This window comes from Deinococcus frigens DSM 12807, assembly GCF_000701425.1.
Classification (GTDB): domain Bacteria; phylum Deinococcota; class Deinococci; order Deinococcales; family Deinococcaceae; genus Deinococcus; species Deinococcus frigens.
Genome location: NZ_JNIW01000026.1, coordinates 1 through 25,651, shown reverse-complemented (window position 1 = coordinate 25,651; position 25,651 = coordinate 1). Strand labels below are relative to the sequence as shown.

Genomic DNA, 25,651 nt, shown 5'->3' with positions numbered 1-25,651 from the left:
GCGTGCGGGTAGGGGACGGGGCGGGTAGCATGCGGGGCGTGAGCGCAACACTGTCCCCCCGCGTCGGCGTCGTCATGGGCAGCCGCAACGACTTCCCCACGATGGAGGCCGCACTGGCGGTGCTGGCCGGTCTTGAGATCGCCTACGAGGTGCGGGTGCTGTCGGCCCACCGCACGCCGGAACTCTTGCCCAGCTACGCGGCGCGGGCCGAGCGACTGAACCTCGCGTGCATCATCGCCGGGGCGGGCGGCGCGGCGCACCTGCCGGGGATGCTGGCGGCCTTTACGCGCGTGCCGGTGCTGGGCGTTCCGGTGCAGTCACGCGCCCTGAGCGGCCTGGACAGCCTGTACAGCATCGCGCAGATGCCCGGCGGGGTGCCCGTCGCCACCTTCGCCATCGGGGCGGCGGGGGCCAAAAATGCCGCGCTGTTCGCCGCCGCCATGATCGCCACAGGGGATGAAGAGGTCCGGGACCGGCTCAACACCTTCCGCCAGCAACAGACGCAGGCCGTGCTGGACGATCCGTTCTTTGAGGGCCATCCCGAAGCGGGGGCGGAATGACCGCCGATGCTCCGCAGCTCACCCTGGGCATTCTGGGCGGTGGGCAACTGGCGCAGATGCTGGCGCTGGCCGCCCTACCTCTGGGTGTGCGCGTGCGCGTGCTGGAGCCGGACGCGCAGGCCCCGGCGCGGCTGTGCGCCACGCACCTGCACGCGCCGTACACCGACGCGCTTTCCCTGGACGTGCTGGCCGGGTGCGACGCCGTGACGCTGGAATTCGAGAACGTGCCTGTACAGGCACTAACGGCGCTGGAAGACCGCGTTCCGGTACGTCCTGGACGCGCACTCCTAGAACGCAGCAAGCACCGCGCCCGCGAGAAAGAGGCCTTGCGGGCAGCAGGCGTACAGACCGCTCCCTTCGTGGTCATCGAGACGGAGGCCGAGGTGGGTGGCGCACTGGAGCAGGTCAGCGGAAGGGGCATCCTTAAAACCTCCGAACTGGGCTACGACGGCAAGGGACAGGCGCGCGTGTCGGATCTGGACGGGTTGCGCGCTGCCTGGAACGCCCTGGGGCGCGTGCCCTGCTTGCTGGAAGGACTCGTGCAATTTGAGCGCGAGGTCAGCCTGGCTGTGGCGCGCGGCCCGGACAGAGCGCTGGCGTTCGGCCCGCTGATCGAGAACGTCCACAGAGACGGCATTCTGCTGACCAGCCTCTTTCTGGAGGGTGACCCGCAGGAAGTCCAGGCCCGCGAAATTGCCGGGCGGGTGGCGGGGGCGTGGGAGCTGGAAGGCCTGATGACGCTGGAGTTCTTTGGGCTGCCGGATGGCGACCTGCTGGTCAACGAGGTGGCCCCGCGCGTCCACAACAGCGGCCACCTGACCCAGGACGGCGGCGGCATCAGCCAGTTTGAGGCGCAGGTGCGCGCCGTGCTGGGCCTGCCGCTGGCCGACTGGCGGCCCCTTCACCCCTGCGCGATGGTCAACATCGTCGGAGCGGAGGGCAAAACGCCGGACTGGGCGGGCATAGATGCGCTGCCTGGCACGCGGCTGCACCTGTACCACAAGGCGTGGCGGGCCGGGCGCAAACTGGGGCATGTCAACCTGGTGGCCGCCGACGAACAGACGCTGCGGGCGCGGCTGTCCCAGCTCGAAACACTGATCCCCTGAATCACCCCCATTAAATAAATGCGCTGTCAGCCGCGTTTCACGGTCCGTCGCGGCCTGTCCGTAAGCTGGGGGGATGAAACGCCCCTTGCTGTCCATGCTCCTGCCGCTGCTCGCGCTGGGAACAGCGGCCCGCGCGCAGGAGGCGCAAAGCCCCAGGCCCTTCAAGCTGATTCTGGTGGACAACCAGAGCAAAATCCAGAAGGGCGAGTTAAAAACCTCCATCCTCGCCAAGAGCTGGACGCTGCCAGATGACGGCATCAAGCGCAGCAAAAAATACGACAAGCTCAGCAGCACGCTGATGCCCACCCTGGACAGGGTCGAGGCGCAGGTCAACGCCCACCAGCCGCTGCCCGCCGTCTTCAAGAACGTGGGCGGCCAGTGGATCGCCACCGATCAGACCGGCTGGATCTTTGACCGCGACGGCACCAAGGACAACATTCGAAAGGCCATCGGGGGGGGCAAAAACGAGGCGCGGGTGGCCTTCAAGCGCGTCGTGCCGCAGCGCAGCGTGAAAGTGCTGGCGCAGCGCGGCGTGCTCTGGCATGTCGCTGGCGGCAAGAGCAGTTACGCGGGCAGCCTGGACTTCCGCGAGAAGAATATTCTGGTGGGCGCAAACAAACTGGACAACTTTTTTATCGCGCCGGACCACGAGTTCGACTTTAACGAGGAAATCGGGCAGATCGACGCCAGCACCGGCTTCGTGCCGGGCTTCATCATCAGCGGCGGCACGCTGGCCAAGGAGGACGGCGGCGGCATCTGCCAGGTCAGCACCACCATCTTCCGGGCGCTGTACAGCGCCGGGCTGCCCGTCACGGACCGCAGCGAACACAGCCACCGCGTCAAGTACTACGATCCGGTGGGTTTCGAGGCCACGGTGTACGCGCCGTCCAAGAACCTGAAGGTCAAGAACGACACGGGCGCGCACCTGTTCATCCAGGCCAGTTGGAACCGCAAAGAGCAGAGCCTACGCTTCGATGTCTTCGGGGCCAACACCGGGCGCGAGGTCACGGTCAGCGATCCGGTGATCAGCGACTTTCTTGCCCCCGCCGCGCCGAGCTACACGCCGGATGACCGCGTGGCCGCTGGCAGCCGCCGCCTGCTGGACACCGAGATGCAGGGCATGACCAGCGTGATCACGCGCACCGTCAAGGTGGGCGGCAAGACAGTGAGCACGGACACCCTCAAGAGCGTCTATCAGCCCTGGGGCGCGGTGTACGGTGTGAATCCGGCGGACGCGCGGCTAAATTGAGGGAGAGGCACATCACTCTGTTTGAGGTGGTGGCCTGTCCGGCGACCCCTGGCCCCGGTGCTCCGCAACGCCCCGCTCTCGTGGGGGTCCCCTCGCTCGTGGGGGTAGAGGGGTCAGGCAGGGCGTCGTAATGGGGGTCCCCGTATCCTGTTCTCCATGACCGCCCCACAGGTCCCCGGCGAACTCCGCACGCCCCGGCTGCTGCTGCGCGCTCCCCGGCCCCAGGACGCGGCGGCGGTCCACGCTGCGGTTCGCGCCTCGCTGCCCGAACTCCAGCAGTGGATGGTCTGGGCGCAACAACCGCTCGATCTGCCCGGCACCGCCGAGAACCTGCGCGGGGCCGCCGCACGCTACGCCGCCCGCGAGGAACTGCGCCTGCTGATCTGGAACGCGGCAGGAACGGAACTGATCGGCAGCAGCGGCTTTCACGCCCTGGACTGGCGTGTGCCCAGGGGCGAGATCGGGTACTGGATCGCCACCGCCCACAGCGGCCAGGGCTACGCGCAGGAGGTGGCCGGGACGCTGACCGAGTTCGGGCTGAAAACGCTGGGCCTGCGCCGCATTGAGATCCGGTGCGACAGTGCCAACGAACGCAGCGCCCGGATTCCCCGGAACCTGGGTTACACGCTGGACGCCACCCTCAGAAACGACGCGGTGGCAGCGAACGATCCGGCACGGCTGCGCGATACGCTGATCTTTAGCATGGTGCGGTAGCCACCAGTCTTGAGCATGGTGCGGTAGCCACCAGACCCAGCAAAGCCCCTCTCCCGACGAGAGAGGGGGAAGGGAGCGACGCCTACTTCGCCCGGATGTTCTGGTTGACGCTGAAGACGTTGTCTGGATCGTACTTACCCTTGATCCGGGTCAGGCGCTCGTAATTGCCCCGGTAGGCAGCCTGTACGCGCTCCTGGCCCTCGTCCATCATCATATTGACGTACGCGCCGCCCATCGAGTACGGGTGCACCGCCTCCCAGTAGCCCACGCACCAGTCCCTGATCATCCCGGCGTTGGCCGGATCGGGATCCACGCCCACGATGACCATGCCCCAGGTGGCGTCGCAGTAGCTCCAGGCGGTCTCGTCCTGCCCGACGCGCTGCGCCGCTCCGTTGATGGGATACAGGTGCATGGTAGAGAGCATGGTGGGCAGGGTCCGGGCGTGTTCCAGGTGCTTCTCAATGGCCTCGTCGCTCAGCTCCTTCACGAAGTCCGCCCGCCAGTACCACTGGTGGCCCGGCGGATACAGGCCGTCGAAGGCGCTCTGGAGGGCGGGGAAGGGCATGGCCTGAATGCCGTACAGGGCAGGTGGTCCGAACTCACGGATGGGCGCGAAGACTTCATCGGCCTTGTCCTGCGGGCCGGTGTAGCACCACACCACGCCGCACATCTTCTGGAGGTGCAATTCTTCGGGAAAGGGCGGGCCGGGCGGCACGGTCAGAAAGGTGAAGAAGCCGGTCAGTTCTTCGGGGGCGTGGCGGATGAAGTCCTGATACCAGCGCATCACCTCTGGAGCCTGATCCAGCGTCCACAGGGTGGGTCCGCCGACGACGGTGCCCACCGGCTGCCCCCGGAACAGGAACGAGGTGACGATGCCGAAGTTGCCGCCGCCCCCCCGGATGGCCCAGAACAGATCGCTGTGTTGCTCGGCGCTGGCGGTCACGAGTTCGCCACTCGCCAGCACCACATCGGCTTCCAGCAGGTTGTCAATGGTCAGGCCGTACTTGCGAGACAGGTGGCCCAACCCGCCGCCCAGCGTCAGCCCACCGACGCCAGTGGTAGAAATAATGCCCGACGGCACCGCCAGCCCGAAGGCGTGGGTGGCGTGATCCACCCCACCCCAGGTTGCGCCGCCTTCCACGCGCACGGTGCGCGCCTGGGGGTCCACCCGCACGCCGTTCATGGGGCCGAGGTCAAGGACCAGGCCACCCTCCACACTGCCCAGGCCACCGCCGTTGTGACCGCCGCCGCGAATGGCAACCCTCAGGCCATGTTCAGTGGCAAATTTCAGGCCTGCCTGCACGTCGGCGACATCGGTGCAGCGCACGATCAGGGCCGGACGTTTGTCGATCATGGCGTTGTAGAGGGTGCGGGCCTCGTCGTAGTCCGCGCTGTCGGGGCCGGTCAATTCGCCGCGCACCGAGGCTTGTAGGGCGCTCAGGTCCAGTGCTTCGGGTCTGGTCTGTAAGGTGGTCATGTGCTCTCCTTGTGGGATGAGGTGCCCCACCCCTGACATTTCATCAGTGGCGTCAGGGAGGGGCATGGCGCACTACTTCCTCGGATCAAGGGCCGGATTGACGTACGTGATCTCGAAGGGGCCGTTCAGGTGGAGTTGAATCACCGTTGCCTCGTCGGTCCAAACGTAGTGGTTCATTCTGGCACCCAGAGCCACGAAGCCGCCGGGTTGCAGGACAGCGGTGCCCGTCTTGCTCAGCACGTCGCCCATGCCCACATTCAGGCTGCCGCTGATGACCGTGACATCCTCCTGGGTGGGGTGCCAGTGCGCCGAAATCTGGTATCCGGCAGGCATTTTGAGCCGCAGCGTGATCCGCACGGCCTTACCGGGATCGCCGTCCATCACGGCAATCTGCGCTCCTGGTGGCAGGAAGGCGGGCACCGGCCCCCACTTCAGGGCGTCGGCGTTCATGGCCTGGCTGGAGGCGAGGCTGACGGAGAGCAGGGCGGCGCAGGCGGTCAGGGACAGTAAACGGGGAACAGACATCACAGATCATCTCCTGGAAACGGAGGGGGTAGAGCTTGAAAGAACCCCCAGCCCGCTGAGCCTGGTGTTGCTGGCCCGTGCTGCTGGCCTTTCCGTGGTCCAAACCTGACATTCGGGCCGTTCGTAAAGCGTTCGCATGGGCGCTCGGGGAAAGGTCAGGACAGCGTGTGGAGCAGCGTCCGTGCCGTATTCAGGTCAGGCGTCACGAGTGAGGCGGGAAAGGCCGATTCCACAGGTTCCAGCAGGGAGAGCGCCCCAGCAGTGCGGTCCATTCCGTGCAGGTGCCGGGCCAGACTGGTGGCCGCCCGCAATTCCAGCGAGAGGCTGCCCTGCCCACGGGCCACCGACAGCGCCCGGCGAAAACAGTCCTCGGCCCGCGCCGGTTCGGTCTGACCATGCAGGCGGTGCAGTTCGGGCAGATACCACACGTCGCCGTTCTGAGAGGCCACCACCTGGGCGCTGTCCAGCGTGGCCCGCGCCGCTTCAGGCTGATCCAGAAGCAAATGGACTTCGGCCAGCAGCGCCAGGTAGTACGGCAGGCGTAACGTGGCGTTCTGCTGGTGCAATGCTTCCAGACCGCGCTGGATGCGTTCCAGACCCGCAATTCCCTCGCCGCGCATGGCCTGCGCCCAGCCGCCCACCACGACGCCCCACTCGTGGTAATAGGCGATCTGGTGTTCCTGGCAGCCGCTGACTGCACTCTCGGCGCTGTCCCAGGCAGCTTTCACGTTGCGCTCCAACTGATGTGAGATGGCGCGGTAGGCGGCGGTCTGCATCCCGGTAAAGGGATGATCCAGTTCGGCGGCGATGACGGTGGCGCGGGCGACGTGTTCACGTGCCTCCTTCACACGGCCCTGCAACCACAGCCCATGTGCGCCCCAGGACAGGCTGAAGGCCCCCACGTCGGCCCCGAACAGCACCCGGCGGTGGCCGATCCGGTGATACAGCCGGTTGGCAATGCCGAAGTGTTCGGCGGCGCTGACCAGTTGCCCCTCGATCATGTCCACGCCACCCAGCGCCTGATGGCAGTCGGTGAGTAGGCCGCTGTCCTCCCCAGCCAGGCCCAACGCCCGCTCGGCCAGATGGCGCGACAGCGGCACGTTGCCGCGCACGATCTGGAGGGCGTACAGTCCCCACAGGCTGGAAATGATGGCCTGCTCATCGCCCAGCTTCTCGCCGATATGCAGCGCCCGATTCAGGTGCGTTTCCAGTTCGGGCGAGGCAAAGCCTCTGAGGGCATTGAATGCAGCGGCCAGGCTGATGCGCGCCTCCAGCTCATGCTGATCCCGGCCTGCACTCGCCGGAAGTTGTCCCACCAATCTCAGTGCCTGCCTCGCCTGCTCAATCGCCTGCTGACTGGCTGAGACGGTGTTGGCCCGCCCCGCCGCCCGCAGATAGAACGTGACAGCTTTCTCAAGCTGCCCGGCCTGCTCGTGGTGCGCGGCCAGTGGCGCGGCCACCCGGCCCAGATCGGGGGCGTGCCGCAGTTCCAGCGCCTGCGCCACGCGGCGGTGCAGCAGGCGGCGGCGGGCCGGACTGATGGCGTCGTATGCGCCCTCGCGCAAGCGGTCATGGGTGAAGTCGTAGACCCCACCACCAGGCTGCTCACGGATGATCGCGCCGTGCCACAACTCGTCCAGCGCGGCCACCAGCGCAACTTCTTCCAGGTCGCTGGCGTCGCGCAGCACCTCTACCTCAAAGGCCCGCCCGATGGTGGCCGCCAGTTGCGCGGCGCTGCGGGCCTCCGGTGAAAGCTGTTCCAGCCGCGCGGCGATGATGGCCTGCACGCGTGGGGAGGCAGGCAGGGCCAGCAAGCCGTCATCGGCGTTGACCGTCAGGCCCGCCCGCACCGCCTCCACGATAAACAGCGGCTGGCCCTCGGTGGCCTGGAACAACTGCGCCTGCGCCCCGGCAGACAACTCTGCCGGATGCAGCGAGGCGGCCAGTTCCCCGCTTTCCTGCGCCGTCAGGGGGCCGAGGTCCATACGCTCCAGCCCGCCGCGCTGCTGCATGTCCTGCAAGAAGGTGCGGAGGGCGGGGTTGGCCGCCAGGGCTTCCGGACGCAGGGTACACAGCAGCAGCAGCGGCGTAGTCGGGGCAAAGCGCAGCAGAAAATGCAGCCATTCCAGCGTGTCGCGGTCACACCATTGCAGGTCATCCAGCAGCAGGATTGGCCCGCCGCCTGCCAGAAATGCCCGCGCAAGCGCCTCGAACAGCCGCTGACGCTGCCAGCCCTGGCTGGGCAGTTCGGGAGCGGCGGGCGCTGACGGCGCGAGTTCGGGCAACAGGCGGGCCAGTTCACCCTTCCACGGCTCCCCCAATTGGCCCACCCCCGCCGTCAGCGCCGGACTCCGCAGCCAGTCGCTGATCGGCGCGTAGGCCAGTCGGCCCTCGGCGGCGTACGAGCGGCTGCGGGCGGTGCTGGCCCCCTGAGAGAGTGCCAGGGCCAGCAGCGCCTCGGCCAGCCGGGTCTTGCCAATGCCCGCCTCGCCCGCGATCAGCAGCACCCGCGTGGACCCGGCGCAGGTCTGCTGCCACACCCGCAGCAGGCCCGGCCACTCCCGGCGGCGGCCAATCAGCGGCAGCTCGCCGGGGGGCGTGGGCGGCGTAGCAGCGGCCCCGCGCTGCATGAATTCATACGCGGCCTGCACCGCCTGGCCAGGGAGAACGTCCAGTTCGGCCTTCAGCACATTCACGCAGCGCCGGTACACCTGCCGCGCCGCCGCCGCGTCCCCGCCCGCGAGGTGCAGGCGCATCATGGCGGCGTAAGCGCTTTCGCGCAGCGGCTCCAGTGCCAGCAGGCGCTCCAGCACCGTCAGCGCCCGCGTCCGCTCGCCAGACTGCTCAAGCTGCGCGGCCAGAACTTCCAGCACCTCCACGGCCCGTCGGTGCAGGCGCTGGCGCTCGGGTTCCAGCCATTCGTCGTCTGCCGCGTACAGCAGTTCGCCGGTATACAGGTCAGCGGCCCGCGCCAGCTCCGCTGTGCTGGGCGGAGTCTGGCGGCCCAGTTTGCCCAACGCTTCCTCAAACTCCTGCACGTCCAGGGTGCAGGGCGCATCCTGCCGCCAGCACAGCGTCTGGGCGCTCACTTCCAGGTAGCGTTCGCATTCGGGCAGGCCACGCCGCAGGTGGTGCAACTCGCGGCGCAGGTTGGTCAGCGCCTGAGGCTCGTCCGAGTCGGGCCACAGGGCAAAGGCGATCTGTTTGCGCGGCTGGGGCGCTCCGGCGTGCAGCAGCAGCCACGCCAGCAGCGCCTGCTGCCGGGGGGCGCACAGGGCGGTCACGGGCTGGCCATGATGGACGACGTGCAGCCCACCGAAAAGCTGAATCTCAAGCTCCGACATGGGCCTGGCTTCCCCCCTCCCCCGAGTCTGGCCCTTTCAGTGTACGACCTGCGGCCAGTAAAGAGAGACCTGTAACAGGTTTGAAGTCAGGGCGTGATTCGGGTCCCCACCTCGCCCCACACCGCCGCAGCCAGCACCCCCGCCGTCATGCCGCTGGCAATGGTGGCGAACGGTGCGCCGCGTTCCAGGGCGTCCAGCGCGGCGCGGACCTTGGGAATCATGCCCCCGGCGATCCAGCCTGTCGCCACCCCTTCCTCGACCTCGGCGCGGGCCAGATGTGGGGCCAGACTGTCTGGATCGGGGTAGGCGCGGTAAACCCCGTCCACATCGGTCAGGAACACGACGCCCTGGCCCAGCGCCCCGGCCACTGCCCCGGCAGCGGTGTCAGCGTTGATGTTCAGGGCCTCGCCATCCGGGCCGACAGCGACGCAGCCCAGCACGGGAGTAATTCCGGCTCCCAGCAGGGTTCGCAACAGCTCGGCATTGACCTTTGTTACGCGCCCCACCCGGCCCAGGGCGGGATCGAGGACTTCAGCGCGCAGCAAGTCGCTGTCACGGCCCATCAGGCCCACGGCCCCCCCCACCTCCTGACTCAGGCGCTTGTTCAGCATGCACAGCGCCATTTCCACCACGTCCATCAGTTCGGGCGGTGTGACGCGCAGGCCGCCCCTGAATTCGCTGCTCAGGCCGCGCGCCGTCAGCTCCCGCTCGATAAAGGGGCCACCGCCGTGGACCACCACCGGCAGATATTCGCCGCGCAGGGCCGCGATCTCGGCGGCCACCACCCGGCGCAGTTCGGGACTCTTCATGGCGTTGCCGCCGTACTTGATGATCATGGGACAGAGTGTAGGGTGACCCCGTGGGGTCCGTCTCACCGCCAGAGATGGCCGTTCCTTTTGCATTCAGACCTTCAAAAGTCTGGACCATCAGAGCTTCACGAACTGGTGGCCCATCAGCAGAATCTTCAGTTCGTGCGGGCTGGTGGCCGAGGCCATGGCGTCCTCGGCGGTCATGTGGCCGCCCTGCACCAGCGTGGCCAGGTGCTGATCGAAGGTGTGCATGCCGCGCGCGCTGCCTTCCAGCAGGGCCTGCTTGATCTCCTCGGTGCGTTCGGGGTCCTTGATGCACTCGCGCACGGTGGGCGTGCCCAGCAAAATTTCCATCCCCAGCACGCGGCCCCCGCCCAGGCGCGGCAGCAGACGCTGGCTGACAATGCCCACCACGCTCTCCGACAGGCTCTGGCGCACCTGAAGGCGCTCGTGCGGCGCGAAGAAGTCGATGATGCGGTTGACGGTGCGAATGGCATCCTGGGTGTGCAGCGTGCTGAAGACCAGGTGCCCGGTCTGCGCGGCGCTCAGGGCCGCTTCCACCGTCTCCTTGTCGCGCATCTCGCCGATCAGGATCACGTCGGGGTCCTGCCGCATGCTGGCGCGCAGGCCCGCCGAGAAGCTCAGGGTGTCCATGCCCAGTTCTCGCTGGCTGATCATGGCCGCGCGGTCCCGGTGCAGCACCTCGATGGGATCTTCCAGGGTCACGATGTTCACCGGCTGGGTGGCGTTGATGTGATCGATCATGCTCGCCAGCGTGGTGGTCTTGCCCGATCCGGTGGGGCCGGTGATCAGCACCAGACCGCGCTCGTGCTGGGTCAGCTCGGTGAAGGTTTCCTGCGGCAACCCCAGTTCCTCAAAGGTGGGAATGGGTTTGTCCTCGATCACGCGCATGATCAGTCCTACCGTGCCGCGCTGGTAGTAGGCGTTGACCCGGAAGCGCGCCAGCCCGGCGATCCCGTAAGCGAAATCGGCCTCGCGGCGCTCCTGAAAGCCCTCCCACATGACCCCCGACATCATCTCGCGCGCGAAGTCGGCGACGTGTTCAGGGGTCAGGCGGGCCTCGCCGTAACGCTTGATCTCGCCGTTGACCCGCCCCGCCGGGGTGCTGCCCGCCCGCAGGTGAATGTCGCTGGCCCGGTCGTGCACGATGGCCGTCAATATGCTATTGAGAACACTCATCTGAGCGTCAGCTTAGGCGCGTGGGTCTTACAGTTTTCTGTGTGCCTCAGCGGCCTGATCCCACCTTCAGTCAGGGGAAGCGCACCTCATGCCGGAATTGGAGGCCTGGAGGAAAGGCTGTCCTGGACCGGACTTCCGGTGTCTCCACCTTTCCCGCACGGCGCAGGTCATTTCAAGTGGGGAGGGCCGGAATGGGCACAGACCGGGTTTCAGAGGCGTGGTCTCATTTTGAATCGGCTGTCCCGTGCGGTCTGTCCACATCTGTTCTGAAGGTGTCTCACTCCAGGATGGTGCCGAGACTGTGGCAGGATCGCTGCGCCGTCCACGCCGCCCGGCATTTCACACTCAGGGCAGCCGGGCCGCCTCGAATTCAGGAGGGCGCGGATTCCGGCATGACCTCCTCTGCGGCGCGGCCCCCCTCCTTCTCGCCGCGCAGGCGACGGCTTTCCAGGTCCGCGTGCTGGGTCAGGTAACGCAGCCACGCCTTGGCGGTCAACGGTCCCAGGCCGTTGTGACCCACGGTTGCGCCGTCCTCCGGCGGGTTGGCATGCAGTTGACGGGCCAGATCGACGGTGCCGGAGCGGGTCTGGGACAGCAGGTTTCGCAGCTCGGCCAGCCCCGTTTGCGGCGCGGGGCGGTACGACTGGTAGTCGTCGGATTCGTACAGCCGCCGTCCGAGCGCCACCCGCAGGCGGTTCTGGCCCCAGCGCTCGATGCCGATGATATGAGACAGCACCTCGCAGTTGGCGGGGGTGTCGGCGGCCCGCGCGGCGCGTCCGGCCAGCGCGATGCCGCCGCGCTCCAGGCCCTGACCCAGATCGGTGTAGCTGCTGCGCCCGGCGGGGGCCTCCAGCACACGCGACACCACGAATTCCTTGACTTCTCCCTTGCGCTGGCGGGCCAGGTACGCGGCCCCGGCGGCCAGCCCCACCCCGGCCACCGTGATCAGCGCCGGAACGAGGGTCTTGCTGCTGCTTGACTTGGTCATGGTGCAGTGTACGAGGCCAGGGCCAGGGCAGTTCCCGTCGGGTGCTCTGAGAGCCTGAAGGTTTGCAGGCTGGATCAGAGCCCTGCTGAAGGCTCCAGCACCCCGTCCGGCGTCCCGATCAGCGCCACACGCGAGTCGGCGGAGCAGGGCAACGTGGCAGCCATCATCAACGGGTGGGCCAGAGTAAGTTCAGGCAGCCCCAGGCCCAGCCCGCGCGCCGCCCAGCCAAAGCCCTTGCCCAGTCTTGCGCCGTCTTTGCCTACCGCCACGCTGCCCAGGACGGCGGCCCGCGCGTCTTCCAGACCCGATCTGCCTGGCACGGACAGCACCGGCTCGCCCACCCTCGGCATGGCGCTCAGGCGTGCGCCCGCCGGGTCCGTCAGCCGCCAGTACCAGACCTGCCCGGGCAGGGCCACCTTCTTCTGGTTGGGCACGTACAGCGTGACGCCCGCCTCCAGCGCCAGCTTTCGCAGCGGGGCCAGCACGCGGTCCGGGCCGACGATCATGGCACGCAGCCCCGTGACCTGGGGATGCGCCAGCAGGTGACGCGCCGCCTGCCGGGCGCGGGTAAAATTGGGATGATGGCCGTGGGGCGGCAGCGGGTAGGCACAGGCCCGCGCGCGCATCAGGGCCGTCCACAGGTGTTCGCGGTACGCGCCGGGCGTGGGGGGGCCGTCCATACAGCTTGCAGGGTAGCTCCATAGCCCCGAGGGGGGCGAAGAGCCGCCCGCCCCCCCGCGACGTAAGCTGAGCAGATGTCCGTGGAGGTTTGCATGAAAAGACCGCTGCTGTCCGTTGCTGCGCTGTGTCTCGCCGTATCCGGCGGGGCGCTGGCGAACCATCAGGCCCCCAACCTCAAAGCGTTCAAGACGGTCTGCGTCACCGGAAGCTTCGAGGAGCAGGGCCAGCAAGACGACGGGGTGCTGGGCAAGCTGCTGGGCCGCCTTGAAGACGCCCTGGACCGGGCCGGAATCCAGGCCACCGAGAACTGTGAGGTCGAAAACGGCGTGAGCGGCAGGACGCAGCTCAACCTGTATTTCGAGTTCACCACCACCAAGTCGGGCACGGCCTTCGTCTGCGCCCTGGACGGCTGGTTGAACACCAGTGACACATACACTGACGTGACCCTCTGGCACGACTCGTTCTTTGGTTCCATCGAAGCGGGCAGCGGAGCCGATCAGGCCGCCGACAACCTGGACGAGCTGCTGGACGGCTTTATCGAGGAATGGGACAGCGTGCACTGAGGGACGAGATCCTGCGTCCGGTTAAACTCTGCCCATGACAGTGGTGCGGGTGGCGGCAGCGGCTTACGGGGTGGACTTCCTGCCCGACCGGGCGGCCTACGGGGCCAAGATCAGCGCCTGGGTGGCCGAGGCGGCGGGCGCGGGCGCGGAGCTGCTGGTCTTTCCCGAATATGCGGCGCTGGAACTGGTGGCACTTCTGCCGCCGGAGTTGCGCCATGACGTGCTGGGGATGCGCCCCGCGCTTCAGACGTTCTTGCCGGACTTTCTAGGCCTGCACGCCCGGCTGGCGCAGCAGCATGGCGTGTGCATCGTGGCGGGCAGCTTTCCAGTTGAACACGCTGGAGGCTTTGTCAACCGCGCCCACGTTTTCGCTCCCGACGGCACCCACGCCTGGCAGGACAAGCTCTTGATAACCCGTTTTGAGGCCGAGGAATGGCAGATCTCTTCTGGCGAGGGCGTGCGCGTCTTCTCATTAGGGCTGCGCGGCGGCGAGAGCCTGCGCTTTGGCGTCGCCACCTGCTATGACAGCGAATTTCCTGCCCCAGCCCGCCAGATGGCCGAGGGCGGCGCGGAAGTGCTGCTGGTGCCGTCCTTTACCGGCAGCCGCGCCGGATTTACCCGCGTGCGGGTGGGGGGCATGGCCCGCGCCCTGGAGGGCCAGTGTTACGCGGTCCACGCCCCGCTGCTCGCCGACGCGCCGTGGACCTGCGCCCTGGAGGATGCCGTGGGCCGCGCCGCCATCTACGCCCCCGCCGATGGTGCCCTTCCCGAAGACGGCATCGTGGCCGAGGGCGGCTGGAACGAGTCCGGCTGGCTGATCCATGACCTCGATCTGAGCCTTATTCGCGACGTGCGCGTGGGCGGCCATGTGCTGAACTGGCGCGACCGGGTGGCGGCTGAGGAGCGGTCCACCCCCGCCGAAGCCGTGATCCTGGGGGCCAGCGTCGGTGTCTGAGCCAAGGGTCCGAGTGCTGACCGCAGAGGACGCCGCTGCTTACCGGGAGGTAAGGCTGGCGGCGCTGCATCACGATCCAGACGCCTTTATCACCACCGCCGCCGAGTTTGAGGTCAGGACGGCGGAATCGGTTGCCACGCAGATCGCGCCGCGCCAGACATTCATAGCTTTCGGCGCTTTCGTGGGCAACGAACTGATGGGTCTGCTGAGCCTGGGGCGCGAGGAACGGCCCAGATTGAAACACAGAGCAAATATTTTTGGTGTCTCCGTCTCACCCCAGGCACGTTCTCAGGGCTGCGGCGACGCGCTGATGCGGGCGGCCCTGGCCCACGCGCGGGGCTGGGACGGCGTGACCTCTGTCCACCTGTCCGTGACCGAAACCCAGACCGCCGCGCGCCGCCTGTACGAGCGCCACGGCTTCCGGGTCTGGGGCACACAGCCCGACGCCGTGCGGAATGGGGCGGGGCGCATCCTGGCCGAGCATCACCTCTGTCTGCTGCTGGACCAGTCAATGTCCTGATGCGGCAAAAAGTCAGCGCCGAACCCCCAAAGAGAGTCCGGCGCTGACTTTAAAGCTGGTGCTCGGGATGGGACTTGAACCCACACAGCTAAGCTACACGCACCTCAAGCGTGCGCGTCTACCAATTCCGCCACCCGAGCACACGTAAAGAGAGGCAACGCAATATTAGGGGCGGCCTCTGCCCATGTCAACTCGGAGCAGAGCTGGCTATGGTATCTTCCGTTTTGCCGCCGCGAACGGTTCCGGCCCATTCCCCGCAAACGGAGTGGATTTTGCCAGGGCTGCTGCGCGCGGGACTTTAAAAAAACAGGAAGAGGTATAAACATGATCGACAAGAAAGCCACCATTACCGCCCACGCCAAGAGCGACAAGGACACCGGCAGCACTGCCGTTCAGGTGGCCCTGCTGAGCGCCCGCATCAACAACTTGGGCGCGCACCTGGCCGAGAACAAGAAGGACAAGCACGGCCAGCGCGGACTGCAACTGATGAACGGCCAGCGCCGTCGTCTGCTCAAGTACCTGGAGCGCACCAATTACGACGAGTACATCGCCCTGACCGATCAGCTCAAGATCCGCCGTGGTCAGCGCATCGTCCGCTGAATCCAACTGTGTATGGAGCCGTCGCCCGAAAATTGGGGCGGCGGTTTTTCGTGGGTTCGGATGTCATATGGGGTCAAAACGAGTTCCGGACACCTTGACCTTGCGTTCGGTGGCGGCCCACCCGGTGGCCCCTTCACTCTTCCGTGGCTGCGCTCCTCCCGCTCCCATACGGGGCGAGGGGCAAAAGCCTCGATCAGATCAACTAGCGGTCACTCTCATCCGTGCGGCTGCGGTCCGGGATGGCTGTCCAGTCGCCGCCCGGCACGGAAATGACGCCGGGACGATTCAGGCGCTCGGTCAGGGCGTAAAGATACACCCAGGCTGACACATGCTGTGCGTCATCCAGCGTCAGGGCGACGGCTTCGCGGGTGTAGAGGGGCGGGGTCTCATCGGTGCCCTCCAGCTCGTCCAGAAAGGGCAGGGCCACCGGCCAGTCGGCGGGCGCGTAGGTCAGGGCGAATCCGCGCACGACCTCTCCCCCATCGCCCCGAACCACAGCGGGATACGCCTCCGGCCACAGGTGGAGCAGGCGGTGGCCGGGCAGGCGGGCGGGCCGGGCGCTGAAGGTGCCGCCCAGCGCAGCAATGTGGGCGTTGCGCTCGCCGGGCATCAGGGTGCCGTAGACGAAGACGGTGGTGGTGGGCGGCTCGGACACAGGGAGAACTGTAACGCTCAGGCGCTACAGCCGCACGCCGCGCGGCTGGTGAAAGTAGACGCGGCCCACCACCGTCACCTCCTCCGGCTTAACGGGCGGGTGATCGGGGTTGTCGCTGGTCAGCCACATGGCCCCCCCATCGCGGCCACCACCGTAACGGCGCAGGCGTTTGACAGTCAATCCCAGGCCAGAGACGTGCAGCACGTAAACCAGCCCCTCGCGCAGGTCCAGATCGCCGGGATCGACGTAGATGCGGTCACCGGGGCGGATGCCGCCGCTGGAGGTGGTCATGGACTCGCCGCCCACCTCCAGGACCAGCATGCCGGGGCGGTGGTCTCTCACGGGCACCAGCTCGTGATCGATGACGCTGGCGAAGTCCTCGGTCACGGGCAGCCCGGCACTCGCCAGCGCGCGCACCGGCACGCGCACCAGCTCCAGCACCTCCAGGGCGTCGTCGCCGGGGGCGGGGGTCAGGAGCGGCAGGCCGGTGCGGGCCACCCACTCGCCCGCCGGAATTTCCAGCGCGCGGCGCAGGGCGTCCTGACGGGCGGGGGTCAGCGCCTCCAGCAGGCGGGTGCCGCGTTCCAGACGGCTCAGGTACGGCTGCGTCACGCGCCCGGCCTGCCCGCCGTATTCCAGCGTGCGGACGCTGACCTGCCCCTGCTGCAAATTCAGCCGCGCGCGCCGCACCCCGAGCCAGGCCGCCAGTTCGAGTGAGGGAAATCCGTCGTTCATGCCCCGAGTCTAATGACCCACCGACGTGCAACTGGAATCCAGATCACTTCTATTATGTCTCAGGACATATTACACTCTGAGCCTGGATACGCCCCCAGCAGAATCGGGCGCTCGCTTTCGTCCATAGCCGCTCCCACACCAGCCGCACCACCGGAGGTCATCATGCCCGACAGCTCTGCCATTCCCGCCTCCCTGCTGATCCTGGCCCCGCTGCTGGGAGCCGCCTTCGCGGCGGGCAGCATCACGCAACTGGCCCGGCTGCTGGGCCAGGATGAGACGCCGCGCGCCCGTGCGACGGCGGCGCTGGCGGTGGCCGCCGGAATCGCCGCGCTGACGGTGGCGGCCCTGATGACCGTGACCCTGCGCCCCGATCCCGCCCCGGCCCTGCTGCTGGCCGCTGCCTGCGTGACCGGCTGGAGCGGCCCCGGCATCCTGGCCCGCCTGGGCGCGGTGATCGAACGTCGCCTGGGCCTGTCCCCCTCCCCCACCCTGTTCGCTCCGGAATCTGCGCCGGACAAGAGGGACGGGCGTGAACAGATCTGAGCGGCAAATAGGGGTAGAGAGAGGCGTTCCCCCCTCCTACCCCCACAGACGGTAGGCGATCTGACCGTTGATCTGTCAAACACGCTGGAATGGAAAGTCCTACCACAGACCCCCCGCCCCGGCACACCCACAATGAACCATGACCGCCGAGACTGACCGTCTCCCGCGCCGGGATGTCCGGGGCCGGGACTCCAAACTTCGTTCCCTGCTGCTGAGTGGCCTGCTGCTGAGTGGCTTGAGTCTGTCCGGCGCGGGCGCGCAGGGCGTGAAATACCGGGGACCGGATGCCAGTCCCATCGGGCAAGTGCTGACGCCCGTGCTGCCGGACTCCCCGGCCCCACAGGCATTTCTGGGCGCGCCGCTGCTGGCTCAGAAACCCGCTCAGAAGCCGGCCCAGAAACCGGCCCAGAGTAGCCCCACCAATACGCCCACACCTCTGACCGACGCCGAGAAGCAGACCCTCAAGGCCCTGTTCAACAAAGTGCGGCCAGCCAGCCTGCGGATCGAGCAATGTGACCTGAACAAACCGGGGGCCTGCGATGACCCGGACGGTATTGGTTCCGCCGTGCTGATCTCGGCGGACGGACTGGCGCTGACCGCCTACCATGTGGTGGAGGGGGCCAAGAATCTGAGCGCGCAGAGGGCAGATAAGAAGCGTTACGCGGTGGAAGTCGTGGGTTACGACGATCAGTATGATCTGGCGCTGCTGCGGGTAGCTGTCCCCAAAGGGACGCCGTTCCTGCCTCTGGCAATTTCCCGCCCCGGCGTGGGCGACGCGGTGCTGGCGATAGGCAACGGTGGTGGTGGCTTCCTAGAATCCAAGGTAGGCCGCCTGACGGGTCTGGATGCCGACGCCGGCCGCGCGGATTTCCCGCCCGGCACCCTGAAAATGAACGCGCCGTTGATCCCTGGCGACAGCGGCGGACCGATTTTAAATACCAGGGGAGAATTGACTGGCATCGTCAGTTACGTCAGTCTCCGTGATCAGGATTCGGCGTCGTTCGCCGTCCCAGTCGTCGCCAATGACACCCGTCTGGCAGACCTTCGCGCGGGCGTCAAGCGCGACGCCCCGATCATCGGAATTAGCCTAGACAACCGCTACAATTGGGCCTTTATGCTGGATGAGGATGGCTTTGAATACTTCAGCAGAATCCTGAAACTGGGTAACGTTCCCGGCGCATTTTTCAGCGGTGTTTCGCAGGGCAGCCCTGCTGCAAAGGCAGGTCTCAAACCCCTGGTCCTGAACGGAGATTACGAACGCATCTCCGGCGATATCGTCACTGAGGTCAATGGCAAGCGCATCCTGAATTTCAGCGACTTTCAGTACGCAGTGCGGTCTTATGTGCCGGGTGACACCGTCACCTTGACGGTCCTGCGCGGCCCACAGACCCTCAAAATCCCGCTGAAATTAATTGGCAGGAGCCAAGTCAACTGAGCCTCCTTGCTCCATCGGCGCAGCAGGCCCCATTCCGCCTCTGCGCGGTCTCCTCTGCGCGGTCTTCTGGAGTCAGTTGTTGCTGTTCCAGACAGGCCCGTACAACTGCTTGACACAGCATTTCAAAAATACCCCTTGACATTTACGCTTAAAACAGAATAATACCCTTATGGATACCCTCAAGAAAGCAGGTGCGATGCTGTCCCACCTCGACCTCTTCCACCAGATGCTGGACCTGCGGGGGCTGTTGCAACTGGCCGCCCACATGGAAGAACGCGGTGACCGCGTGACCCTGATCAGCAATGAAAGCATCACCCTGATCGGCGCGGAGATGCTCAGCGATGCGGGCGTCACCACGGGGAAGGGAGCCAAGATCGAGGCCGCCACCGCCTACCGCGTTTTGCAGGGTCTCAAGGGCCACGACGCCCCCGAATACGCCGTGACCCGCGAGGAACTGGGGGCGCTGAACGCCCGCGCGGTGGCCGAGCTGGAAGGCGGCGACGCGCTGAAAGCCTTCGGCGACACGCTGGCGCGGATTGGGGCGGCTCCGGCAGCAGCGGCCGCTTCCCCCCAGGCCCAGGAAGCCGAGGCTGCACCCGCCGAACGCCCGGGCCGGGGCCGCCGCAATGCCGAGGCGGAGGGCGGGAACCAGGAACAGCCCGCCGCTTAAACCGGAGGCCCTTTGCCGCGTCCCACATCTTGCCCGCAGCGGGTGAGGGTGGGGCGCGGCTCCTGGTTTGGATGGCGAAGGAGGTTGTCGGGCGGTTTTTGGGTTGGCTGTCTGCGGTTTTATATGGACTCCGATTGGAAGGTGTTGGAAACACCTGGAAATCCGAGGGGAGCGAGCGGGAGAAAAACGGGTTCCGGACGTGGAATGGATGAATCGGCGCTGTCCCGATTCATGCACGAAACAAACGGAATCCGTATAACCCCTCAAGCGATTGCGCGACACCTGCCTCCCTTTTAAGGGGAGCTGGCGCGGAGCGCCGGAGGGGTCAAACCGTGGCAACACACCTTTCACCACACGGCCAAGAGGGCTGTTCCCATCGGCCCACCTCTCCTCTACCGTGATCCAGAACCTTGCGGCCAGCCCCCGCCGTCCGGCATACTTCTGGACGCCGCAGGCTGGCGCGTTGGCAGATCCAACCGTTGCCCCCTGACGATAACCGCATAGTTTCTTTTCGCCGCCGTCCGTGCCTGCCCCGTGCTTCCTGGGCGCTGGCGCACGCTTCAAGAGGTTCAATTTGACTGTTCTTCCCAAAGTTTCTTCCAAGCCAGGCTTCGACTTCCAGGCCTACCTGCGCGAGTGGTTCCAGAATCCGCGCGGCGACGTGCTGGCGGGCATCGTGGTGGCGCTGGCGCTGATCCCGGAGGCGATTGCCTTCTCGATCATCGCCGGCGTCGATCCCAAGGTCGGCCTGTACGCCTCGTTCATCATCGCGATGGTCATTGCCTTTATCGGAGGCCGCCCGGCCATGATCAGCGCGGCCACCGGGGCAATGGCGCTGCTGATGGTGGGCATCGTCAAGAATTACGGGCTGGAATATCTGTTCGCGGCCACCATCCTGACCGGGCTGCTTCAGATCGTGTTCGGCTGGGCGCGGCTGGCCCGCTACCTGAAATTCATTCCGCGCCCGGTCATGGTGGGCTTCGTGAACGCGCTGGCGATCCTGATCTTCTCGGCGCAGCTCCCGCAGTTTGTGGGCGAGGGCTGGCCCATGTACGCGATGGTGGCCGCCGGGCTGGCCATTATTTACCTGCTGCCGCGCGTGTTCCGGGCGGTTCCCAGCGCCCTGGTCGCCATCGTGGTGCTGACCGTGGTGGCGATCTTCGGCAACGTGGACGTGAAGACGGTGGGCGACATGGGCGCGCTGCCCGGCGCACTGCCACCCCTGCACTTCCCGAAGGTACCGCTAACGCTGGAGACGCTGGAGATCATCTTTCCGGTGGCGCTGACGCTGTGTCTGGTGGGACTGATCGAGAGCCTGCTGACCGCCCAACTGGTCGACGAGCGCACCGACACCACCAGCAACAAGAACACCGAGTCGCGCGGGCAGGGCGTGGCGAACATCGTCACCGGCTTTTTTGGCGGCATGGCCGGGTGCGCCATGATCGGCCAGAGCATGATCAATGTGAGCAACGGCGGACGCGGTCGGCTGTCCACCTTTGTCGCCGGGGCCTTTTTGCTGATGCTGATCCTGGTCTTGCAGCCGCTGCTGGTGCAGATTCCTATGGCCGCCCTGGTGGCGATGATGATCGTGGTCAGCGTGAGCACCTTCGACTGGAACAGCCTGCGGACGCTGACCGTGTTCCCCAGGGGCGAGACCATCGTGATGATCGCCACCGTGCTGACCACCGTGGTCACGCATGACCTGTCCAAGGGCGTGCTGGTGGGCGTGGTCCTCAGCGCGCTGTTCTTCGCGCGGCAGGTGTCCAAGATGTCAGGCGTGACCCACAGCGACGGCCCGGACGGACGCACCTATCAGGTGGGCGGACAACTGTTCTTCGTCAGCACGCACGATTTTGTGCATCAGTTCGATTTCACGCACCCCACTCAGAAAGTCACGATTGACATGAGCGCCGCGCACGTCTGGGACGGGTCCGCCGTGGGCGCGCTGGACAAGGTGATCCTCAAATTCCGCTCGCTGGGAATCCCGGTGGAAGTCGTGGGCCTGAACGAGGCCTCGGCGCACCTGCTGGACCGCCTCGCTACACATGACAAACCGGGTACGGCGGGCGTTGATATACACTGACGCTTACAACCCTGCGCCCCGAACCCAACTGTCTCAACTGTTTCGGCGCACAGGTTCCGGCGGCCATACGCCGAATTGGGGGAAGTCTGCTGCCGCGACTTCTTCCTTATTTTTTGAGGTCATCCGAGTTTTTGAGGCATCGTCTTCTTTTTCCCGCCTCCCCAAAGGAGTTTCCCCGTGAACGATTGTTGTGCCAGACCCAGTCATCTTCTCAGCCACACTCCGCACACTCCGGTGATCCGCCGTGCATGAAACGGGCGGCGAGACCATCAACCTGCTGTCCAGCCTGGGCCTGAACCTGGCCCCCGGCACGCTGACCATCATCGCCATCGCGCTGTTCGTGGCCACCTACGCCATGATCTTGTTGGAAAAGTACGTTCACCGCACGGTGGCCGCGCTGCTGGGAGCCTGCGCGGTGATGGTGCTGGGCATCCTGACACCGTCGCAGGCGTGGGCCAGCATCGACTTCAACACCATCTTCCTGCTATTCGGCATGATGAACATCGTCAACGTGCTGAGCCGCAGCGGATTTTTTGACCTGGTGGCCCGCCGGGCGATGGTGGTCACGCGCGGCGAACCTGCGCGGGTGCTGTGGATCTTTTCCATTCTGACCGCCGTGTTCAGCGCCTTTTTAGACAATGTCACCACGGTGCTGTTCATGGCCCCGGTGGTGGTGACAGTGGTGGCGCGGCTGGGGTTGCGCCCGATGCCGTACCTGATCGCCGTGATCCTGGCCAGCAACACCGGCGGCACCGCCACGCTGGTGGGTGACCCGCCCAACATCATCATCGGCTCGGTGGCGGGCAAGGGCTTCGGGGACTTTCTGGTGAATGTCGCGCCGTATGCCACGGTGGCCACCTTTATCGGCATCGGCCTGATGCACCTGCTGATGCGGGCGCGCGGCGATCTGGCAGGGGCGGGAAACAGCGAACGGCTGCGGGCCGCCCTGACCGACACCACCCCGATCAAGACCAACCCCAGGCTGATGAAGCAGGCGCTGGGCGTATTCGCCGTGACGCTGTTTCTGTTTATCGTCGGCCACCCGATTGGGCTGGAGGCCGGGCTGGTGGCGCTGACCACCTCCACCTTCCTGATGCTGATCGCGGACCTGACCCCGGTGGAGCTGTTCGAGCAGGTGGAGTGGACCACGCTGCTGTTCTTCATGGGCCTGTTTATCGTGGTGGGCGGCCTGGAAGAAGTCGGCGTGTTCCAGACAGTGGCCGCAGGACTCACCGGTGCCATCGACGGCAACATTGGCACGGGCATCCTGGCGGTGGGCTTTTCCAGCGCGATCATCAGCGGCTTTGTGGACAACATCCCCTTTACCATTTCCATGGCCAGCGTGCTGCGCGAGTTGCAGGTCACCCTCGGCCCCACGATGGACCCGCTGTGGTGGGCGCTGTCGCTGGGCGCGTGCCTGGGCGGCAACCTGACCCTGATCGGCGCGTCGGCCAATATCGTGGTCTCGGACATCGCTGCCCGCGAGGGCCACCCGATGGGGTTCCTGGAGTTCATGAGGTACGGCACCCCCGTTGCGCTGGTGACGGTCACGGTGGCGTTGGGGCTGTATTACGCGGCGTTCGTACTGGGCGGCGGGGGGGCGTAGGCCACAGGACTGCGGGACGAATGCAACAAGGGCGCGCTTCGCCCGCCACCCCCCTCCCCACGAAGGGGAGGAGCTAAAAACTCTCGTTCAAGACAACGAATTTTCTACCGCGCATCAAGAGTTATGGGGGAGATGTTCCGCAGGAATAGAGGGGGTAAGGCGGGCAGGACGTGCCAAGCTACGTTTGTGAAACGGCCCCGATGGGTGGGGGAATGGCCGGGGAACCTGCCACGGTTCCCCCTCTCCTTCGGAGCTGTACCAGTCCCAGCCTCCGCCACAGGCGGGAGAAACCACAAGCAAAAGCCCTCCGACTCTTGAATCTTTCACGTCCTCAGACCTCCCCAGGAGCTTCCCCCATGCAAATCCTCGATCTCGCCACCCTGCTGGTCTGCGTGACCGCCGCGCTGGCTTTTGTGAATGCCCGCTACTGGAAGTTGCCCGCGTCGATTGGCGTCACGGTGGGCGGCCTGGGCGTGAGCCTGATCATCTTCGGATTGGTCAGCCTGGACGTGCCGTTCGCGCGCGAGGCCGTGAACCTGGTGCGCGGCATCGAGTTCAATGATTTCGTGTTTCAGGGGGTGCTGTCGTTCCTGCTGTTTGCCGGGGCGCTGGGCGTCAACTCGCATGCGCTGTGGGGGCTGCGCGGGCCAGTGCTGACCTTTGCCCTGCTGTCCACGGCCATCTCGATTGCGCTGGTGGGCGGCAGCACCTACGCGCTGCTGGGGCTGTTCGGGTTGAACGTGTCGTTCATCTACTGCCTGCTGTTCGGCGCGCTGATCAGCCCCACCGATCCGGTGGCGGTGCTGGGCATGCTGAAACAGGCAGGGGTGCCCAAGCGAATAGAGACGCTGGTGGCCGGAGAATCGCTGTTCAATGACGGCGTGGGCGTGGTGGCCTTCGCCGTGTTGGCCGGGATCGCGGCTGCCGGTGGCGGAGGCGGCGAGGCCCACGGACCCGCCATGAACGCGGGCGGCGTGGCCCTCTTCTTCGCGCAGGAGGCGCTGGGCGGGCTGGCGCTGGGCCTCTTTCTGGGCTGGGTGGGGTGGCTGGCGTTGCGCTCGGTCAGCGACTTTGTGGTGGAGGTGCTGGTCACCCTCAGCGTGGTGCTGGCCTGCACCGCCATCGCCGCTGGCCTGCACGTCTCCGCGCCACTGGCCGCCGTCGCCGCCGGGCTGCTGATCGGGTCCCTGAAGGACCGCCGCCCGGAGGGACTGTCGTCGCACGAACGCTTCGAGGGCTTCTGGCACCTGGCCGACGAGCTGCTGAACATCTTTTTGTTCGCGCTGCTGGCGCTGGAGGTGGTGGTGGTGCGCTTCAGCGGGCAATCGCTGCTGCTGGGGCTGATCGCCATTCCGCTGGTGCTGCTGATCCGCACCATCAGCGTGTACCTGCCGGTGCTGGTGCTGGGGCAGCGGCGCGACTTCAGCCCCTACACCCGCCGCCTGATGATCTGGGGCGGCCTGCGCGGGGCCATCAGCGTGGCGCTGGCCTTCACCGTGCCCGCCGGGCCGGAGCGTGACCTGTTTCTGGTCATGACCTATGTGGTGGTGGTCTTTTCCATCATTGTGCAGGGGCTGACCGTGGGGCGGCTGGCGGCGCGGGCGAGTGATGCGGGAGAACGTTAGAGCAAATGATCTCAGGAAGATGCCGCCCCGAGCGAAGCGGCGGGGGCCAACAAGCGGCTGATGGGGCTGCCCCCTCGCCCGGCAGGACAGGTTTCTTGATGTCCCCACCCAGGCGCGTGGCACCCGGCGGGCCAGCAAAGGCGGCGCTGAGCAAAGTGCGGCAAATTGCCGGGTGGTGGTTTAGAGCATTTGTCATAAAAGAACTCGAGGATGGGCATGTTTGAACCAGACTCAAATTTATTCTAGAGGCTGTCCGGCAAGAATTCGTAGAGTGGAGCCAAGAATCTGTTGGGGGCCTAATCAAGGAGTGACGCGCCGCGCCTACCCCAGTGACCTGGACGATGACCTGTATCACTTCATGGTGATTTGTCTGGTCTTAAAGCCGGAACACGCTGTGCAGCGCAGGTATCCACTTCGTGAGGTCTTGAATGCCACGCTGTGGATTGCCAAAACAGGCAGCCCGTGGGCCTACCTACCCCATGATTTTCCACCGTATAAAATCGTCCATGAACAAGTGATGCGGTGGTTTGAACGAGGCTGTTTTGAGGCATTACTTCATGATCTCCGGCTTTGGTCCGACAAGATGTGCTGAGAGGGGATGAACCGACAGCGGCTATCGTGGATAGCCGCACGCTGAGAAGTACCCCGGAGAGTGGACACCGGGCAGGATGGGACGGTGGAAAGAGGTGTAAAGGCACAAAAGTTCACATGATGGTGGATACGCTGGGTGATTTCATTACCTTTCTGGCTTCACCGGCCAATGAACAAGATCGCGCTCATATTCATGATGCGTGTCTGGAAGCACAGCGAGCAACTGGGGCAACTATCGAAGTCGTGTTTGCTGATCAGGGATACACCGGTGAAGCGGCGGCATCAGATGCCGCCGGGATGGGTGTGGAGTTGGTGGTGGTCAAACGGCCCGAAGGCGAGAAGGGCTTCATCCTGCTTCCAAAACGCTGGGTGGTGGAACGCTCGTTTGCCTGGCTCTCAAGATTTAGGCGACTGGGA

At 66.0% G+C, this 25,651-nt stretch carries 23 protein-coding genes, 1 tRNA gene and 1 pseudogene; 15 read left to right on the top strand and 10 right to left on the bottom strand.

Features of this window, described 5'->3' with window-relative positions:
• Nucleotides 1-38 precede the first annotated feature (38 nt).
• From purE to Q322_RS0110610, 4 genes are all read left to right on the top strand, one after another.
• Nucleotides 39-560, top strand: a complete 522-nt coding sequence (gene purE / locus Q322_RS0110625; protein WP_415831116.1) for a 5-(carboxyamino)imidazole ribonucleotide mutase — start codon at nt 39-41, stop codon at nt 558-560.
• Nucleotides 557-1,666 (top strand): 5-(carboxyamino)imidazole ribonucleotide synthase, encoded by a 1,110-nt coding sequence (purK, locus tag Q322_RS0110620; protein ID WP_029477895.1) that lies wholly within the window; start codon nt 557-559, stop codon nt 1,664-1,666. Before purE ends, purK begins: the two co-directional genes overlap by 4 nt.
• 73 nt (nt 1,667-1,739) lie before the next feature.
• Nucleotides 1,740-2,915 (top strand): VanW family protein, encoded by a 1,176-nt coding sequence (locus tag Q322_RS0110615; protein WP_029477894.1) that lies wholly within the window; start codon nt 1,740-1,742, stop codon nt 2,913-2,915.
• A gap of 156 nt (nt 2,916-3,071) precedes the next feature.
• Complete coding sequence (locus tag Q322_RS0110610; protein ID WP_029477893.1) at nt 3,072-3,629, top strand: GNAT family N-acetyltransferase; 558 nt, start codon at nt 3,072-3,074, stop codon at nt 3,627-3,629.
• An 82-nt stretch (nt 3,630-3,711) separates the two neighbouring features.
• On the opposite strand, the gene Q322_RS0110605 is transcribed toward Q322_RS0110610, so the two are convergent.
• The 7 genes from Q322_RS0110605 to Q322_RS0110575 all read right to left on the bottom strand — a co-directional run bounded on the left by Q322_RS0110605 (nt 3,712) and on the right by Q322_RS0110575 (nt 12,652).
• Nucleotides 3,712-5,106, bottom strand: coding sequence for an FAD-binding oxidoreductase (locus tag Q322_RS0110605; RefSeq protein WP_029477892.1), 1,395 nt, complete (start codon nt 5,104-5,106; stop codon nt 3,712-3,714).
• A gap of 72 nt (nt 5,107-5,178) precedes the next feature.
• On the bottom strand, nt 5,179-5,631 hold the full coding sequence (locus Q322_RS0110600; RefSeq protein WP_029477891.1) for a cupin domain-containing protein: 453 nt from the start codon (nt 5,629-5,631) through the stop codon (nt 5,179-5,181).
• 155 nt (nt 5,632-5,786) lie between these two features.
• The gene (locus Q322_RS0110595) at nt 5,787-8,975 is read right to left on the bottom strand and encodes an AfsR/SARP family transcriptional regulator (RefSeq protein ID WP_029477890.1); all 3,189 of its coding nucleotides are present in this window, start codon (nt 8,973-8,975) and stop codon (nt 5,787-5,789) included.
• A gap of 86 nt (nt 8,976-9,061) precedes the next feature.
• Entirely contained in the window at nt 9,062-9,811 is a 750-nt protein-coding gene (gene argB, locus Q322_RS0110590) for an acetylglutamate kinase (RefSeq protein ID WP_029477889.1), read from the bottom strand.
• Nucleotides 9,812-9,901: 90 nt separating this feature from the next.
• Nucleotides 9,902-10,984, bottom strand: a complete 1,083-nt coding sequence (locus Q322_RS0110585) for a PilT/PilU family type 4a pilus ATPase (RefSeq protein ID WP_029477888.1) — start codon at nt 10,982-10,984, stop codon at nt 9,902-9,904.
• Nucleotides 10,985-11,354: 370 nt separating this feature from the next.
• Entirely contained in the window at nt 11,355-11,972 is a 618-nt protein-coding gene (locus Q322_RS0110580) for a DinB family protein (protein ID WP_051668440.1), read from the bottom strand.
• A 74-nt stretch (nt 11,973-12,046) separates the two neighbouring features.
• Nucleotides 12,047-12,652, bottom strand: coding sequence for a 5-formyltetrahydrofolate cyclo-ligase (locus Q322_RS0110575; protein WP_029477886.1), 606 nt, complete (start codon nt 12,650-12,652; stop codon nt 12,047-12,049).
• Between the two features lie 93 nt (nt 12,653-12,745).
• On the opposite strand from Q322_RS0110575, the gene Q322_RS0110570 reads away from it, so the two are divergent.
• The 3 genes from Q322_RS0110570 to Q322_RS0110560 are packed head-to-tail and all read left to right on the top strand — an operon-like array spanning nt 12,746 to nt 14,691.
• A complete protein-coding gene (locus tag Q322_RS0110570) occupies nt 12,746-13,216 on the top strand; it encodes a hypothetical protein (RefSeq protein WP_029477885.1) in 471 nt (156 codons plus the stop codon).
• A gap of 34 nt (nt 13,217-13,250) precedes the next feature.
• The gene (locus tag Q322_RS0110565) at nt 13,251-14,171 is read left to right on the top strand and encodes a carbon-nitrogen hydrolase family protein (protein ID WP_029477884.1); all 921 of its coding nucleotides are present in this window, start codon (nt 13,251-13,253) and stop codon (nt 14,169-14,171) included.
• Between the two features lie 13 nt (nt 14,172-14,184).
• Entirely contained in the window at nt 14,185-14,691 is a 507-nt protein-coding gene (locus tag Q322_RS0110560) for a GNAT family N-acetyltransferase (protein WP_245593216.1), read from the top strand.
• A 56-nt stretch (nt 14,692-14,747) separates the two neighbouring features.
• Here the strand turns inward: Q322_RS0110560 and Q322_RS0110555 are convergent.
• Nucleotides 14,748-14,831: transfer RNA gene (locus Q322_RS0110555), tRNA-Leu, on the bottom strand.
• Between the two features lie 184 nt (nt 14,832-15,015).
• On the opposite strand from Q322_RS0110555, the gene rpsO reads away from it, so the two are divergent.
• Entirely contained in the window at nt 15,016-15,291 is a 276-nt protein-coding gene (gene rpsO, locus Q322_RS0110550; protein ID WP_029477882.1) for a 30S ribosomal protein S15, read from the top strand.
• Nucleotides 15,292-15,493: 202 nt separating this feature from the next.
• On the opposite strand, the gene Q322_RS0110545 is transcribed toward rpsO, so the two are convergent.
• A complete protein-coding gene (locus tag Q322_RS0110545) occupies nt 15,494-15,946 on the bottom strand; it encodes a gamma-glutamylcyclotransferase family protein (protein ID WP_029477881.1) in 453 nt (150 codons plus the stop codon).
• A gap of 24 nt (nt 15,947-15,970) precedes the next feature.
• Nucleotides 15,971-16,681: a S24 family peptidase gene (locus tag Q322_RS0110540; RefSeq protein ID WP_029477880.1), complete on the bottom strand. Its 711-nt coding sequence runs from the start codon at nt 16,679-16,681 to the stop codon at nt 15,971-15,973.
• Nucleotides 16,682-16,843: 162 nt separating this feature from the next.
• On the opposite strand from Q322_RS0110540, the gene Q322_RS0110535 reads away from it, so the two are divergent.
• The 7 genes and pseudogenes from Q322_RS0110535 to Q322_RS24535 all read left to right on the top strand — a co-directional run.
• Nucleotides 16,844-17,224: a hypothetical protein gene (locus tag Q322_RS0110535; RefSeq protein WP_029477879.1), complete on the top strand. Its 381-nt coding sequence runs from the start codon at nt 16,844-16,846 to the stop codon at nt 17,222-17,224.
• A gap of 139 nt (nt 17,225-17,363) precedes the next feature.
• The gene (locus Q322_RS0110530; protein WP_051668439.1) at nt 17,364-18,659 is read left to right on the top strand and encodes a S1C family serine protease; all 1,296 of its coding nucleotides are present in this window, start codon (nt 17,364-17,366) and stop codon (nt 18,657-18,659) included.
• 169 nt (nt 18,660-18,828) lie between these two features.
• Entirely contained in the window at nt 18,829-19,329 is a 501-nt protein-coding gene (locus tag Q322_RS0110525) for a hypothetical protein (RefSeq protein ID WP_029477877.1), read from the top strand.
• A 574-nt stretch (nt 19,330-19,903) separates the two neighbouring features.
• Nucleotides 19,904-21,412, top strand: coding sequence for a SulP family inorganic anion transporter (locus Q322_RS0110520; protein WP_034418308.1), 1,509 nt, complete (start codon nt 19,904-19,906; stop codon nt 21,410-21,412).
• 244 nt (nt 21,413-21,656) lie between these two features.
• Entirely contained in the window at nt 21,657-23,018 is a 1,362-nt protein-coding gene (locus tag Q322_RS0110515) for an ArsB/NhaD family transporter (protein ID WP_051668438.1), read from the top strand.
• Nucleotides 23,019-23,374: 356 nt separating this feature from the next.
• Nucleotides 23,375-24,643, top strand: a complete 1,269-nt coding sequence (locus Q322_RS0110510; protein WP_029477874.1) for a cation:proton antiporter — start codon at nt 23,375-23,377, stop codon at nt 24,641-24,643.
• Nucleotides 24,644-24,950: 307 nt separating this feature from the next.
• Nucleotides 24,951-25,651, top strand: a pseudogene (locus Q322_RS24535) (IS5 family transposase); the annotation flags it as partial.

Coding starts and splice junctions, on each gene's coding strand:
- Q322_RS0110540 (WP_029477880.1), bottom strand. CDS start 16,681: ATGAACGACGGATTTCCCTCACTCGAACTGGCGGCCTGGCTCGGGGTG.
- Q322_RS0110575 (WP_029477886.1), bottom strand. CDS start 12,652: ATGGACGGCCCCCCCACGCCCGGCGCGTACCGCGAACACCTGTGGACG.
- purK (WP_029477895.1), top strand. CDS start 557: ATGACCGCCGATGCTCCGCAGCTCACCCTGGGCATTCTGGGCGGTGGG.
- Q322_RS0110565 (WP_029477884.1), top strand. CDS start 13,251: ATGACAGTGGTGCGGGTGGCGGCAGCGGCTTACGGGGTGGACTTCCTG.
- Q322_RS0110615 (WP_029477894.1), top strand. CDS start 1,740: ATGAAACGCCCCTTGCTGTCCATGCTCCTGCCGCTGCTCGCGCTGGGA.
- Q322_RS0110600 (WP_029477891.1), bottom strand. CDS start 5,631: ATGTCTGTTCCCCGTTTACTGTCCCTGACCGCCTGCGCCGCCCTGCTC.
- Q322_RS0110585 (WP_029477888.1), bottom strand. CDS start 10,984: ATGAGTGTTCTCAATAGCATATTGACGGCCATCGTGCACGACCGGGCC.
- Q322_RS0110605 (WP_029477892.1), bottom strand. CDS start 5,106: ATGACCACCTTACAGACCAGACCCGAAGCACTGGACCTGAGCGCCCTA.
- Q322_RS0110535 (WP_029477879.1), top strand. CDS start 16,844: ATGCCCGACAGCTCTGCCATTCCCGCCTCCCTGCTGATCCTGGCCCCG.
- Q322_RS0110525 (WP_029477877.1), top strand. CDS start 18,829: ATGGATACCCTCAAGAAAGCAGGTGCGATGCTGTCCCACCTCGACCTC.
- Q322_RS0110530 (WP_051668439.1), top strand. CDS start 17,364: ATGACCGCCGAGACTGACCGTCTCCCGCGCCGGGATGTCCGGGGCCGG.
- Q322_RS0110610 (WP_029477893.1), top strand. CDS start 3,072: ATGACCGCCCCACAGGTCCCCGGCGAACTCCGCACGCCCCGGCTGCTG.
- Q322_RS0110595 (WP_029477890.1), bottom strand. CDS start 8,975: ATGTCGGAGCTTGAGATTCAGCTTTTCGGTGGGCTGCACGTCGTCCAT.
- argB (WP_029477889.1), bottom strand. CDS start 9,811: ATGATCATCAAGTACGGCGGCAACGCCATGAAGAGTCCCGAACTGCGC.
- Q322_RS0110580 (WP_051668440.1), bottom strand. CDS start 11,972: ATGACCAAGTCAAGCAGCAGCAAGACCCTCGTTCCGGCGCTGATCACG.
- rpsO (WP_029477882.1), top strand. CDS start 15,016: ATGATCGACAAGAAAGCCACCATTACCGCCCACGCCAAGAGCGACAAG.
- Q322_RS0110570 (WP_029477885.1), top strand. CDS start 12,746: ATGAAAAGACCGCTGCTGTCCGTTGCTGCGCTGTGTCTCGCCGTATCC.
- Q322_RS0110510 (WP_029477874.1), top strand. CDS start 23,375: ATGCAAATCCTCGATCTCGCCACCCTGCTGGTCTGCGTGACCGCCGCG.